This is a genomic window from uncultured Ellagibacter sp. (genome assembly GCF_934617235.1).
Classification (GTDB): Bacteria; Actinomycetota; Coriobacteriia; order Coriobacteriales; family Eggerthellaceae; genus Ellagibacter.
The window spans coordinates 1-13083 of the sequence record NZ_CAKTTZ010000035.1; the positions used below are offsets into that span (position 1 = coordinate 1).

General features: G+C 56.5%; 13 protein-coding genes. 5 read left to right on the forward strand and 8 right to left on the reverse strand.

Annotation, left to right across the window (positions count from 1 at the left end):
• The first annotated feature begins 228 nt into the window (after positions 1-228).
• Genes nadA through Q0G85_RS07550 form a run of 4 tightly spaced genes read left to right on the forward strand, consistent with a single transcriptional unit; the run spans position 229 to position 4081 of the window.
• Positions 229-1242 carry a quinolinate synthase NadA gene (nadA, locus tag Q0G85_RS07535; protein WP_297156291.1) on the forward strand — a complete coding sequence of 338 codons (1014 nt, stop codon included), beginning with the start codon at positions 229-231 and terminating at the stop codon, positions 1240-1242.
• A 6-nt stretch (positions 1243-1248) separates the two neighbouring features.
• Positions 1249-2592 (forward strand): L-aspartate oxidase, encoded by a 1344-nt coding sequence (locus Q0G85_RS07540; protein WP_297156294.1) that lies wholly within the window; start codon positions 1249-1251, stop codon positions 2590-2592.
• Complete coding sequence (gene nadC / locus Q0G85_RS07545; RefSeq protein WP_297156296.1) at positions 2589-3473, forward strand: carboxylating nicotinate-nucleotide diphosphorylase; 885 nt, start codon at positions 2589-2591, stop codon at positions 3471-3473. Before Q0G85_RS07540 ends, nadC begins: the two co-directional genes overlap by 4 nt.
• Entirely contained in the window at positions 3470-4081 is a 612-nt protein-coding gene (locus tag Q0G85_RS07550; RefSeq protein ID WP_297156298.1) for a transcription repressor NadR, read from the forward strand. The genes nadC and Q0G85_RS07550 overlap by 4 nt, the downstream gene beginning before the upstream one ends.
• Positions 4082-4173: 92 nt before the next feature.
• On the opposite strand, the gene cynS is transcribed toward Q0G85_RS07550, so the two are convergent.
• The 4 genes from cynS to Q0G85_RS07570 form a co-directional block, all read right to left on the reverse strand.
• Positions 4174-4653 carry a cyanase gene (gene cynS, locus Q0G85_RS07555; RefSeq protein WP_297156301.1) on the reverse strand — a complete coding sequence of 160 codons (480 nt, stop codon included), beginning with the start codon at positions 4651-4653 and terminating at the stop codon, positions 4174-4176.
• Positions 4654-4957: 304 nt separating this feature from the next.
• Positions 4958-7114: a BspA family leucine-rich repeat surface protein gene (locus Q0G85_RS07560; RefSeq protein ID WP_297156303.1), complete on the reverse strand. Its 2157-nt coding sequence runs from the start codon at positions 7112-7114 to the stop codon at positions 4958-4960.
• Between the two features lie 9 nt (positions 7115-7123).
• Positions 7124-8020: an acetamidase/formamidase family protein gene (locus Q0G85_RS07565; protein ID WP_297156305.1), complete on the reverse strand. Its 897-nt coding sequence runs from the start codon at positions 8018-8020 to the stop codon at positions 7124-7126.
• A 33-nt stretch (positions 8021-8053) separates the two neighbouring features.
• On the reverse strand, positions 8054-8497 hold the full coding sequence (locus tag Q0G85_RS07570; RefSeq protein WP_297156307.1) for a thioesterase family protein: 444 nt from the start codon (positions 8495-8497) through the stop codon (positions 8054-8056).
• 93 nt (positions 8498-8590) lie between these two features.
• Here Q0G85_RS07570 and Q0G85_RS07575 point away from each other — a divergent pair, with 93 nt between their 5' ends.
• Positions 8591-9544 (forward strand): prenyltransferase, encoded by a 954-nt coding sequence (locus Q0G85_RS07575; RefSeq protein WP_297156309.1) that lies wholly within the window; start codon positions 8591-8593, stop codon positions 9542-9544.
• 153 nt (positions 9545-9697) lie between these two features.
• Here the strand turns inward: Q0G85_RS07575 and Q0G85_RS07580 are convergent, their stop codons facing one another.
• The 4 genes from Q0G85_RS07580 to Q0G85_RS07595 form a co-directional block, all read right to left on the reverse strand.
• A complete protein-coding gene (locus tag Q0G85_RS07580; RefSeq protein WP_297156311.1) occupies positions 9698-10144 on the reverse strand; it encodes a universal stress protein in 447 nt (148 codons plus the stop codon).
• 63 nt (positions 10145-10207) lie between these two features.
• A complete protein-coding gene (gene gluQRS, locus Q0G85_RS07585) occupies positions 10208-11125 on the reverse strand; it encodes a tRNA glutamyl-Q(34) synthetase GluQRS (RefSeq protein WP_297156313.1) in 918 nt (305 codons plus the stop codon).
• A gap of 115 nt (positions 11126-11240) precedes the next feature.
• Entirely contained in the window at positions 11241-12632 is a 1392-nt protein-coding gene (locus tag Q0G85_RS07590; protein ID WP_297156315.1) for a phenylacetate--CoA ligase family protein, read from the reverse strand.
• Positions 12633-12650: 18 nt separating this feature from the next.
• Positions 12651-13073 (reverse strand): amino acid-binding protein, encoded by a 423-nt coding sequence (locus Q0G85_RS07595; protein WP_297156317.1) that lies wholly within the window; start codon positions 13071-13073, stop codon positions 12651-12653.
• Between the last annotated feature and the right edge of the window lie 10 nt (positions 13074-13083).

The window sequence follows — 13083 nt, forward strand, 5'->3', positions numbered from 1 at the left end:
CAGGGTTAAGTCACAACTTCATCCAGACTTCACAAAATACTGACTTTGCTTTGTCAATCAACCCTCTAATCAGGCACTACTAATTTATGATTATCTGATAATAGACGTTATGTAAACTAGATAGTTCACATGAAGATAGCATGTGAACTTTACAGGTGACAAGTCAGATGTAAAGTTCTGAGTCATACTCCTTCTATGGCCAATAACGCAAAAAAAAATGGAGCGAGCATGAGCGAACAAGACAATCGGCACGCCGAAGCAAACTCGACGCAAACCGATGACGTGCAATCATCTATCGAAATCGGCGATAGCAGCAGCATCGAAGTATTGTCGGACGAGATAAAGCGGCTCAAGACGCAACGAGACGCCGTCATCTTGGCGCATTATTATGTACCAGCAGAAGTACAAGCTGTCGCCGACTATGTTGGAGACAGCTTCGCTTTGGCAAAACTTGCTGTTGATCTGCCACAACAAACCATCGTGCTCTGCGGCGTAGAATTCATGGGTGAATCTGCGAAGTTGCTGAACCCGCAAAAGACCGTGCTCTTGCCCGAACCTGCTGCTGACTGCCCCATGGCTCACATGATTCGGAAAACCGACATCGACTCAATCCGAGCTAAGTATACCGACGATCTTGCCGTCGTATGTTATGTGAACTCTACTGCCGAAGCTAAAACTTGGTCGGATGTCTGTGTCACTTCCTCGAACGCCGTGAAAATATGCAATTCACTATCTCAGCATAACCTGCTCTTTATCCCTGATATGAACTTAGGTCGCTACGTTGCAGAGCAGCTTCCCGACAAACATGTCATCTTGAATAAGGGCTACTGCCCACGTCATACGACTATCAGCCGAAAGCAAGTCATCGATCTCGAAGAGATCTACCCCGAGGCCGTCGTTATGGCGCATCCCGAGTGTCCAGCAGACGTGCTTGCCGAGGCGGATTTCATCGGCTCCACAAAAGGCATGATCGAGCATGCAACCTCCTCCGATGCAAAGGATTTCATCGTATGCACGGTGGTAGGCATCGCAAGCGAACTCAAGCTTCGCAACGAAGGCACCAACAAGCAGTTCCACTTCCCCGCCCCCATACCCCGTTGCGAGAACATGGACCTGGTGACTCTGCCGAAACTTGCCGCTTGCCTGCGCAACCCAACGCCACATGAAGTGCACGTTGACGAAAACCTCGCCCCCGCCGCACGCCTGACGCTTGAACGCATGCTGGAATATGCGGCAAAGTAGAAAACCATGAGCAATCAAACCGAACATCTCACCTGCGATGTGGTCATCGTTGGATGCGGCGTGGCGGGTCTGTACTGCGCGCTCAACCTACCACGCCAGCTTTCCGTTATCATGTTATCGAAAACCTCGATTGAGGAATGCGACTCAATGCTGGCGCAAGGCGGCATCTGCGTGCAGCATGGCGACGACGATTACGCGCCTTTCTTCGAAGACACCTTGCGAACAGGTCATTTCGAGAACCGTCGCGAAAGCGTGGACCTCATGATCCGCGCAAGCCGCAGCGTTATCAAAAACCTGGTGGACCTTGGCGTCGACTTTTCCCGCAACCACGACGGGTCGCTACGCTATACCCGCGAAGGCGCCCATAGCCGCGCCCGCATTTGCTATCACGAAGACACCACCGGAGCCGAGATTACAACGAAGCTTTTAGATGCCGTACGAAAACTTCCGAATGTTCACATCCATGAAAACACCTGCATGGATGACATTCTTGTCAAGAGAAATAACGACGAGCCGAGTCTTCAAGCGGCTCGCCAAGTTTGCCGCACGAGGAATACTCGCGAACGCTGTTACGGCATCGTCGCACATGGCAAAAATGAACGAACGATATCCATCGCAGCCAGCGCGACCGTTTGGGCGTGCGGCGGCATCGGCGGGACATACAAGCGATCCACCAACTTCCCCTGTCTCACCGGAGATGCGCTTCGAATCGCACAAGCTCACGACATCGCCCTTGAGCATACCGATTACGTGCAGATCCACCCCACCTCGCTCTTCACCCCCAAACCAGGAAGAGCATTCCTCATTTCGGAATCCTGCCGCGGTGAAGGTGCCATGCTGCTGAATGCACAGGGAAAGCGATTCACTGACGAGTTGCAACCACGCGATGTAGTAAGCGCAGCCATCGAGCAACAAATGGCAAAAGAGGGATCCGACCATGTCCTCCTCTCTTTTAGTAAGGTCCCAAAAGATGAAATCGTAAGCCATTTCAAGCACATTTACGAGCACTGCCTCGCCGAAGGCTACGACATCACGCGGGAACCTATTCCCGTCGTTCCCGCGCAGCATTACTTCATGGGCGGAGTGCATGTCGACCGATACAGCGCTACCACGATGCCCGCACTCTACGCCATCGGCGAGACGAGCTGCAATGGCGTGCATGGTAAAAACCGCCTCGCAAGTAACTCACTGCTTGAATCGCTTGTGTTCTCGCAGCGCGCGGCGTGGGATATCGCTCGGGAGAGGCATCTCCCCACACCTTTCCCGCAAACGTATAGCGAGTATCCGACCGGCGCCGAAGCGAAAGCCTATAAGGAATTCTGCATGATAAAGGAGGCTGTGTGCGCATGAGTCCCATCACGCTGACCACCGTGGCCGAGCCGCTTATCCGAGCGGCATTGGCCGAGGACATCACCAACGAAGATGTGTCGACTGCCGCCATTATGCCAGAAGCGCGACCAGCAGCCGTCGATCTCATCGCGAAAGCCGACGGCGTGCTCTGCGGCCTTGATGTGTTCGAGCGGACCTTCGCTATCCTTGACCCCGAAAGCCATGTGGAGCGGCTTGCTTCAGAAGGAAGCGACATCGTCGCAGGCCAAAAACTTGCAATTGTCACAGGCGATGTTCGAGCGCTCTTATCCGGAGAGCGCGTGGCACTCAACTACCTTCAACGCATGAGCGGTATCGCAACCTATACCCGCCATGTTGCCGCATTACTTGAGGGCAGCTGCACCACGCTCGTCGACACGCGCAAAACCACTCCGAACATGCGCGTATTCGAGAAAGAGGCCGTGCGATGCGGCGGAGGACACAACCACCGATACAACCTTTCCGATGGCGTAATGCTCAAGGACAACCATATAGCGGCAGCTGGTGGTATTCGCCCAGCAATCGAGGCAGCGCGCGCCTATGCTCCATTCGTGCGCAAAATCGAGGTTGAGTGCGAGACCCTCGATCAGGTGCGCGAAGCCGTAGATGCGGGTGCGGACATCATCATGCTCGATAACATGGACCATGAAACCATGGCTGCCGCCGTGGCACTTATCGATGGCAAGGCTCAAACGGAATGCTCCGGCAACATTGATGCCTCAAATGTGCGAGCTATCGTCGATTTAGGGATAGATTTCGTGTCGAGCGGAGCTCTAACCCACTCCTCTCCTATCCTTGATGTATCGATGAAACAACTGCGCTTGCTGGACAAAGTAACCAGCGGGAACGAGGCAAGAGCATGACATCGAAAGCGCAAACACGCCGCGAGACATTACTTCACCTCCTCAATACCGCCCAAGAACCATTGGCAGGCGTTATCCTCGCCAAACAACTGGGCGTGAGCCGCCAAATCATTGTTCAGGACATCGCGCTGTTACGGGAGAAGGGTGCGAACATCGTCGGCACCGCACAGGGATATATACTAGAAAGCCGCTCGCGCGAAAACCTCAGGGCAGCAGAAGAAACAGATAAAGCGAGCAACGATGCGCTCGGATGCTCCGACGATAGCGAAGCCTTCGAGCGCACGTTCAAGGTGCATCACAGCGCATCGCAAACCAAAGACGAATTGGAAACGATCGTCTCCGCAGGTGGGCGCATCAAGAATGTTTCAATCAGCCATCGTGCCTACGGTGCTTTGACCGCACCGCTCAACATCGAGACAGAGGGAGATATCTCGCGATTCATCAACGACATCGAAAGCGGCAAGTCCGCCCCATTGAGCACCGCGACTTCTGGCTACCACTACCACCTCATCGCGGCCGACGACGAAGAGACACTTGAGACTATCGGACGCGCACTGGCAGACAAAGGCTACCTCGCACCGCTTCTCCCCCACGAACTGCCAAAGTAGGGAAAGCAGCGGAAGGAAAGTTCAACCGAAATCAAATACGGTGGCCACCAAAAAAGCGGCCACCGTTTCCAAGGGTTTTCAAAACATTTGATTTACCAGGGGTATTGGCCTTTCTTCGCATACGGCAGAAGCTTGCCGTCAAGCGTGATGATTACGCGATGGTTCCCATCATCATCAACGACTACGTCGCAATCGAGTCCAAAATCGATCGCACTCATGATGGCGTTTCCACCCTGCTCATGAATAAGGTCCTTCAACGCAGGACCGTACGTATCGATTACCTCATGAAGGCGATACAGAATCGGGTCGGTATTACCCTTGTAAGGGTGCTCAGTGAGAAAAGCAGTCTTCTCTGCCGCGATTCCCAAAGCCTCGGCAAGCTTGCGAGCATACTCTTCCGGAACGAACTGCTGGCCCTCGAAGGCAGATGCAAGCCAAACCTTGTTCACCCCAATCTTCTCAGCGAGCTCCTGATAGGTTAGTCCGGCAGCCTTTTTCGCTTCCTTCAAAGCATCAAGGTCATCGGCATGCTGTAGGCGGATGAGGTAGTCGGCGTTGCTCATGGGGGTCATGATGTAGTCCTCTCTACTCGAGTCTATCGACAGGAGGCAACCGATTGCGGCCCCCGAATTCCCATCGATCGAATTACCGTGCCATCGGGCACAGTCTACCCCTCAAACGTTTCGAAAGGATTGCCTGAAACGCAGCTCTGGTTCTCGAACAGCTTTGCGGCGTTTCCCCAAAATCGCCGCACCACGACCTGCAATAAGTGTAGCCCATGACGCTCGAGCATACGAGAAGAATATTCAATTGCCCCGACGAGACCTGTCGACCCCAACAAAGAAGGAGAGGCCGATTCCAGCGCTTGAATCTTGCTTACTCCATGATTCCCCAATCGAAGGCGCGCGCGAGAACCACGGCGGCGCGTTCGCGAGCGACGTGTTCGTAGGGCCTTAAGTACTTGCCGTCGGGCTCGTCGTAGCCGGTGACGAGCTCCTCGTACACCGCCCAGCTCAGGTAATCGCGCGACCAGTCACTCGCCAAGTCGCCGTCGGCGAAGCCGGACAGATCGCTGCCCGCCTCTTCGAGCTCGCCAGGCGTAGCGCACAGGCGGCCGAGGATGGTGACCATCTGCTCGAAGGTGACCTCGCCGTCAGCGTCGAAGTCGAACGTGCCGTCGACGCGCTTGATGCCGGTGATCACGCCGCGCGCGACCGCCCAGTTGGCAGCCGCGGTGTAGTACATCCCGTCGGCCGAGCCTGCGATCCCCGTCGTGTCCACGGCGGTCTCGGGGTCGTAGGAGGCGTACTCGTCCGGGCACGCGTTGCGCCAGAGGATCGTCGCCAGCTGGCCGCGCGCGAGGGTGTCGCCCACGCCGAACCAGCCCGCCTTCTCACTGTCGGTGTAGCCCGTGATAAGGCCTCTATACGCCACGTCGGTCACACCATCGGCGTACCAAGACCAAGGCGAGTAATCGACGTCGGGGAACTGAGGAATAGGCTTCGCATCGGGGTCGACCTCTGCGGTATAGGTGGCGGCAACGTTGCTAGGAACCGCCTTCGGCTCATAGACCTTGCCGTCCGCTGAGCTGACCCAGCGTCCAGTGAGCGTGTACCAATTCGGGATGGAAAGCGAGCACAGGCGACTCGATCCTGCACCCTCGAACGCAAACCTCGAGCCAAGCACCACGGTCTGCAGACGATCGCAGGAAGAAAACATGCTCGTCATTTTCGTGACCTTCGAGGTGTCAAAGCTCGAGAGATTCAGGGACACAAGCTTACGACACCCGAAGAACATGCTAGACATGTTCGTGACCTGCGAAGTATCGAAATTCGAGAGGTCAAGAGACGCGAGTTTCAAACAGCAGTCGAACATCCCGTACATATTCTCAACCTTCGAGGTGTCGAAACTCGAAAGGTCCAGGGACACAAGATTGGGGCACGAGGAGAACATACTGAACATATTCGTGACCTGAGAGGTATTGAAGCCCGAAAGGTTGAGGGACGCAAGCGACGAGCACATTTCGAACATGCGCTCCATCGTTGTAACCTGAGAAGTGTCGAAGCAGGAAAGGTCGAGGGTCTTAAGCGACTCACACCAGGAGAACATGCGGAACATGGTCGTGACCTGCGAGGTGTTAAAGTTTGAAACATCCAAGGACAGAAGAGACTCGCAGCCAAAGAACATCGAGTACATCCCCGTAACCTGCGAGGTGTCAAAAGCAGAAACGTCCAAGGACGTGAGCTTCTCGCAATTGCTGAACATGAGGGACATGTCGGTGACCTGCGAGGTGTCAAAGCTCGAAACGTCCAGAGACGCGAGCACGTAACAATCGGAGAACATCGAACTCATGTCGACGACCTGCGACGTGTCAAAACCCGAGAGGTCCACGGACTCAAGCGACTCGCACCTGTCAAAGAGCCCTGCCATGTTGTCGACCTGAGAGGTGTCGAACCCCGAAAGGTCCGCGGACTTGAGCGCCTTGCACCCCTCGAACATCTGGGATATATCGGTGACCAGCGAGGTATCGAGGCCGGTAAGATCGACGGTAGCGAGATTCGAGCACTGGTAGAACATCTGCCTCGCAGACGGCGAGCCGAACCGCACGTTCCCCTTCACGACAAGAGAGGTGATGTCTTCACGATGGGAGAGCCAATTGAAGCCGGAGAGCTCCCCCGACTTCGCTCCTGAAAGTGGCTCGATCGTCAGGCATCCGCCCGCATCAATCATCCAGCGGCAGGTCCCGCTCGTCATCCATTCGACGATCGGGGCGGCGGGCGCATCAGCTTGCAAGGTAACGTCGCCACGCTCGGCGGCGAAACCTGCCCCGAGCACCGACGCGGGAGCCACGCCATCAGCATCGGAGGGCACAACGCCACCTGCATTCTCGACAGGTGCAATCAGTTCTCCCGACTCCCTGCAAGCTTCATCTGCTTGCGCTTTCTCGGCGGGCGCGAGGGGGCAAAGCGACAGGGCCAGGACTGTGGCGAGCAGCGGCTTTAAGGCCTTCTCGGCGGGCTTGGAAGCGCCCATATTCACTCCTTATAACGTGAAACCGATAGCATCGAGGACGTATTTCGGAACCATGAATCGAACCGTCTTCTCGGGATCGACCATCTGGCAGACGCGCACGTCGGCAACAAGCGACAGCAGCATGACCAGGTCAGCTTCTGATTCGTTGGTACGCGATGCAAGCAGGTCGACCATTTGCTGAACTGCGAGCTCAGCAGCCTTATCAAGCGACTCAGCAGACGCGATGATGCCGAAATGCGTGTCGTTCTCAATGAGAGGATTAGGAACCGAGAGTTCAGGCATCGCGGTCAGCGTCACCGTCGCATAGCCGGCAACCTCTGCGCCCGAAACGCTCACCTCGCCATCGCCCATAACGGCATGCATGTCCCCGCATCCGAACAGCGCACCGTCGACAGCAACGGGGAAATAGAGCGTCGCACCCGCGGCGATGGCGGTATTGTCCATGTTACCGCCGTGCTTGCCCGGCGTTCCGCAATTGACCGGCTCGCCTTCAGGGGCAACGCCGATGACGCCGATCATCGGGGCGAGCGGGATGCTCAGACGCTCATCCCATACGACCTTACCGTCCTCGACCTTGCAGAAATGCGTCGCCCAGTCGCTGAAGCGATTGCCGCAAACGCCTTCGTCTTCGCCAGTGCAAGAGCTAGTCTGGGCATCGAGCTCAATGTTGTCGATATGAACCTTGAGCGTGCCGCCCGCAACAGCTCCTTCAACGAAGATCGGGCCCGTGGCAGGGTTGATTGCGTCCCAATCGATTTCGCTCAATTGATCTTCGGGGCCCTGCAGCTGGTTGCCGAAGCAGTCCTTCGTGCGAATACGAACCGTTTCTCCAGATGGAACCCTCAATACAGGTTCCAAATCCCTATCGAAGGCAAACAGTGTTTTGGAGTCATCAAGTTCGATCATAAGACATTTCCCTTTCAAACGTTTCCGTTACCATCAGTGAAAATCTGGCTCGAGCGCCGCTTTGTAGCACTCGTAAAGCTCAGGTACCGCCTTTTTCATACTCACCGGCTTGAAATCATCGCGCCGAATGAGGCAGTGCTCGCTCATTCCCGTCGCAAACGGTTTCGCCGTGTCGAAATCGACCGATTCCCCGTCGAAGACCCTGTACCGAAACTGCACCTTCGTCGGCTTCAGCGCAGTGACAGCTAATTGCACGACGACCTTGTCCCCATAGCGCAACGACTCGCCGTAGTCGCACTCGACGTGCAAAACAGGAGAGATAAGCCCTCGCTCCTCCAATTCGACATAGGGGAATCCCAGCTCGGCAAGATACTCCTCGCGAGCATCCTCGAAATACAGGATGTAGTTGGCATGATAGACGACGCCCATCATATCGGTTTCGCCGTAGCGGACGAAAATGGGAACATTCAGACACATTGCGGGCACACCTTCTAAAAAACGGTAGAATACCTCATTGTATGGTAACGCATTACGCACTCATTGAGATATCAAGAAGGAAAAAACGAACCGATGGCCGATTCCGATTCGACTAAGAATAAGCAAACCTACGAGCGATTCACGCTAAAGATGGCCGTTGAACTCGCCGCCCCGCATACGTGGCCCGCCTCCATCTTGCCCGTGCTCGTCGCCACAAGCTGCGCGGTCGTGCACTCCCCCGCCCTCGATGTCCTTATGGTGTGCGCCCTGCTCGCCATCTGCATCCTCATGCAGGCTTCCGTCAACACCTTCAACGACTACTACGACTTCGTCAAAGGCGCCGACAGCGAAGAGGATAACGTCGATGTGACCGACGCCGTGCTCGTGTACAACAACATCAATCCGGCTTCGGCACTTCGTCTTGCGATCGGCCTTCTTGTCGCCGCATTCGCGCTCGGCACCTACGTCATCTACTGCGCCGGATGGATCCCGCTTATCCTCGGCGTCATCGGCGCGGTGATTGTCGTCGCCTATTCCGCAGGTAAAACGCCTATCTCCTATCTCCCCATCGGCGAGGCGGTAAGCGGTTTCGTCATGGGCGGACTCATTCCGCTCGCGTGCTATCAAGTCCTCACGGGGGAACTCGATTTCGTGGTGCTCGTCTGGTCAATCCCCACGATCATCGGAATCGCGCTCATCATGATGACGAACAACACGTGCGACATCGAGAAAGACATCGAAGTGAACCGCCGCACGCTCCCGACACTGCTCGGCCGCCCGCGCGCTCGCAAAGTCTACCACGTGCTCGTCTTCTGCTGGCTCGCCGCGATTGCGGTTGTCATCGCAGTTTTCTTCACCCGCGGTGCGATTGTCTTGGTATTCGCACTGCTTGCGTCATATCCCCTGCTGAAGGCGCTCTTGAGCAACCCGCTTGCACCCCCCGCGCGCATCGGCGCAATGGCACAGATCTGCAGCGTGAACATCGCGCTTGGTTCGTTCTACGCCGCCGCGATCCTCGCGAGCAGCGCCATCGTCTTTATCGCATAGGCAGCCTTACCGCACACGACAAGGTCCCTCCCCTATTGACAGTAGCTCGCACAAGCGCCAGCATACTCAGCTCATAAAAAACCCTGCGCCCCGAAGAGTTACAACGAGACGCAGGGTACAAGTTAGCCACCGTTAAGCAAATACGGAAAGGCACTACTTCGTGACGAGAACGGGAATGTCCGACTCGCGCAGAACAGCGGTCGAAACGCTTCCCAACATCGATCGAACGGCGCCCAAGCCGCGGCTACCCATGACGATAAGCCCGCACCCTTCGGACTTCGCGATCGAGATAATCAACTCGTGCGGCTTCCCGAAGGCAACGCGCAACGTCGTGACATCCTCATGGCCGACGATTCGCTCGCCGACATTCTTCTTCAAATTGGAAAGCGCTTCCTCTTCATCGCCAATGGAAGTCAGAAGAACGCCCGCAGCACGCGCAGCGGCATTGAACGCCGGATCCCCCGTCTTCGCCAAATCGGTGACCGTAACGACGATCACGCCTTCAGCCAATCCATGATCGACGAGCTCATATGCATCGGCGAGCGCGCGGTTCGAAGCATCGGAGCAATCGTATCCTACGAGAATTTTCGAGTATCCCATGATGAAACCCCTTCTTTCATACGACGATAAGAACGCCGCCTATCCCCTTAGTCGGACAGTTTCTCAGGTCCAGGCTATCTGGATTCTACCATGAAGGTTCTTAAGCGAGAAGCAAGAAAGGAGCTGCTCGGGTGTTGCCGGCTCCGTCGTGGGAGCAAGGCCGACAACCCCCGCGATGTGCCCGATGATCGCCTCGGGGGAGCCGAACCTTGCAAGCAAGGCATCGAGCGATGCGTCGTGATCTCGTTTCGAAAGCCGTCGATCACGCTCGGCAACGAGGAGCGGGATATGACCGTAGGTGGGACGCGGCAAGCCAAGCAAGTCCTGAAGATATATCTGCTGCGGGGTCGAGCACAGAAGGTCAACCCCTCTCACCACGCAGTTCACCCCCTGCGCAGCATCGTCGACGACGACGGCGAGCTGGTAGGCGAATGCCTGGTCGGAACGACGGATAAGGAAGTCGCCGCAATCGAACTCGAGATTCTGGGAATACTCGCCCTGAATCGTATCGCGAAACGAGATTATCTCATCGGGAACAATCAACCGCATCGCAGGCTTTCTTCCCGAGGCCTCCCTCGCTGCGCGTTCATCGACAGACAGCGACCGGCATGTTCCCAGATAGACAAGCTTCTCCCCCCGATGAGGGGCAGAGGCCGCATGCAAGTCCGCGCGCGTGCAGTAGCAGGGGTACACCAGCCCCCGCTCTACCAGGGAATTGAAGGCAGCCGCGTAAGCCTCATCGCGATCGTGCTGGAAGAAGGGGCCATGATCCCAGGTCAAACCAAGCATCTCGAAGTCGCGCTGCACCGCATCGATGAATTCCGGTTTCGATCGTTCGCGATCCAAATCCTCGATGCGCAACACGATCTCGCCGCCTTGGGACTTCGCGATAAGCCAGGCCACAAGTGCAGCGTAGATATTTCCCGCATGCATGCGCCCGGTAGGAGATGGGGCGAATCGCCCGATGACCTTCTCGCTCACAGCGCGTACCCTTTCTTTCCCTAAAGACGGCAAAACAGTCGACTCAAAATTACCCGGCCCAAAAAAGCGGTGCCGACAACATACGTCGCCGGCACCGAAGAGCAGCCTCAAGAAATTACTTGCGCAAGTCCCTCACATGCTTCGTCTTGCCGGTCGAACGCTCGATGCCGCCCGGTTCGACAAGCTTCACCTTCACGCCGACGAGCAGCGTGCCCTTGAGTTTCTCGGCAATCATCTGGCGGAAATTGTCCATCACCTCGAATGAATCGCTGAAGGCCTCGGGCTTGAGCTCGACGTTGACCGTCATGCGATCGAGGCCGGTTTCGTTGTCGACCACGATGAGGTAGTGCGGGGTGACGCCCTCGATGCCCGCGAGAACGTCCTCGACCTGGCTCGGGAACACGTTCGTGCCGCGGATGATGAGCATGTCGTCACAACGGGAACGAACCTTCTGCATGCGCGCATGCGTGCGACCGCAACGGCACTTCTCGGTGACAACACGCGTCAGGTCATGCGTGCGGTAACGAAGTACCGGGATGCCTTCTTTATCAAGCGGCGTCAAGACGAGCTCGCCCATCTCCCCTTCGGGCACAGGCTCGCCGGTCACCGGGTCAACGACTTCCCACAGGAAGTGGTCCTCAGCGATATGCTGCATATCGCGCTCGCCAAGGCATTCGCCCGACACGCCTGGGCCCATGACCTCGGTCAATCCGTAGTTGTCGGTGCACACGATGTGCATGCGGCTCTCAATTTCCGCCTTGAGCGCAGGCGGGCAGGGCTCGCCGCCGAAAAGGCCGACGCGCAACGTCGATTTCTCCCAATCGTAACCCATCTGCTCGCCCACCTCGCAAATGTGAAGGGCGTAGGTAGGCGTCGCGATGATGACCGTCGTTCCGTAGTCCTCGATCATCTGGATATGACGCTCGGTGTTGCCCGAGCCCGCGGGAATCATCGTGCAGCCAAGCTTCATGCAGCCATAGTGAAGGCCGAAGCCGCCGGTGAACATGCCATAACCGAACGCCATCTGCACGCGATCGCCTGGCACAACGCCCGCCATACTGGCCAAGCGCGCGATACAGTCGCTCCAAACGTCCATGTCGTGCTTGGTGTATCCGACGACAATCGGCTTGCCCGTCGTGCCCGAAGATGAATGCATCTCGACGATCTTGTCGAGCGGCTGGGCGAAAAGACCGTAGGGGAATGTCTCGCGCAGCGCATTCTTATCGGTGAAGGGAAGCTTGCGGACATCTTCAAGCGTCTTGATGTCCTCGAGGCTCACACCCATCTCGTCCATCTTGTCGCGATACCACGCCACGTTCTCGTAGGTGTAGGCAACCTGGGCGATCAACTTCTCAAGCTGGATCGCACGAATGCGCTCACGGCTCGAAGTCTCCATAGCACGATCGAACACGGGAAGCACGTTAAAATCCCCCGCAGCGGCAGCTTTAAGAGCAGCGCCTTTTACGGAGGGGTCGAATATCTCTTCAGCGGTACTGTTCACGATCATCACAACTTTCTTAAGGGTTTACGCAACGAGGTGCGCTAGATCATCCTGGCCCAGAAGTTCAACGGGCTCACCTTCAAGCATCCTCTCGGCGGCAGCGACGTCGTTCACCGAGAGGACGATATACGTGCTGATGAGCGAATAGCTATACGTTACGTTAATGTGGCAGTCGGCGATGATTCCCATAACGCGCGCCAGCTCGCCGGGCGTGTCCTCAAGGCGAAGCACGAGCACCTCGGACTTCGAGCAAGCGGCATTCTGCTCGCGAAGCACCGCAAGTGCCGCGTCGGGATCGTCAACGACAAAGCGTACGATACCGTAGTCCCCGGTATCCGAAGCACTGTAGCCGCGGACGTTGACGCCCGCCTCGACGAAGGAATTGAGCACGCGAACAAGATGGCCGGGCTCGCTTTCGATGAAAACGCTGATCTGGGAAACGCTCATAAGACCACTC

Excerpts from the sequence above, each read along its gene's own strand:
- cynS (WP_297156301.1), bottom strand. The coding sequence starts at position 4,653 with ATGACCCCCATGAGCAACGCCGACTACCTCATCCGCCTACAGCATGCC.
- Q0G85_RS07540 (WP_297156294.1), top strand. The coding sequence starts at position 1,249 with ATGAGCAATCAAACCGAACATCTCACCTGCGATGTGGTCATCGTTGGA.
- nadA (WP_297156291.1), top strand. The coding sequence starts at position 229 with ATGAGCGAACAAGACAATCGGCACGCCGAAGCAAACTCGACGCAAACC.
- Q0G85_RS07595 (WP_297156317.1), bottom strand. The coding sequence starts at position 13,073 with ATGAGCGTTTCCCAGATCAGCGTTTTCATCGAAAGCGAGCCCGGCCAT.
- Q0G85_RS07590 (WP_297156315.1), bottom strand. The coding sequence starts at position 12,632 with ATGATCGTGAACAGTACCGCTGAAGAGATATTCGACCCCTCCGTAAAA.
- Q0G85_RS07575 (WP_297156309.1), top strand. The coding sequence starts at position 8,591 with ATGGCCGATTCCGATTCGACTAAGAATAAGCAAACCTACGAGCGATTC.
- Q0G85_RS07580 (WP_297156311.1), bottom strand. The coding sequence starts at position 10,144 with ATGGGATACTCGAAAATTCTCGTAGGATACGATTGCTCCGATGCTTCG.
- Q0G85_RS07570 (WP_297156307.1), bottom strand. The coding sequence starts at position 8,497 with ATGTGTCTGAATGTTCCCATTTTCGTCCGCTACGGCGAAACCGATATG.
- Q0G85_RS07550 (WP_297156298.1), top strand. The coding sequence starts at position 3,470 with ATGACATCGAAAGCGCAAACACGCCGCGAGACATTACTTCACCTCCTC.
- Q0G85_RS07565 (WP_297156305.1), bottom strand. The coding sequence starts at position 8,020 with ATGATCGAACTTGATGACTCCAAAACACTGTTTGCCTTCGATAGGGAT.
- nadC (WP_297156296.1), top strand. The coding sequence starts at position 2,589 with ATGAGTCCCATCACGCTGACCACCGTGGCCGAGCCGCTTATCCGAGCG.
- Q0G85_RS07560 (WP_297156303.1), bottom strand. The coding sequence starts at position 7,114 with ATGGGCGCTTCCAAGCCCGCCGAGAAGGCCTTAAAGCCGCTGCTCGCC.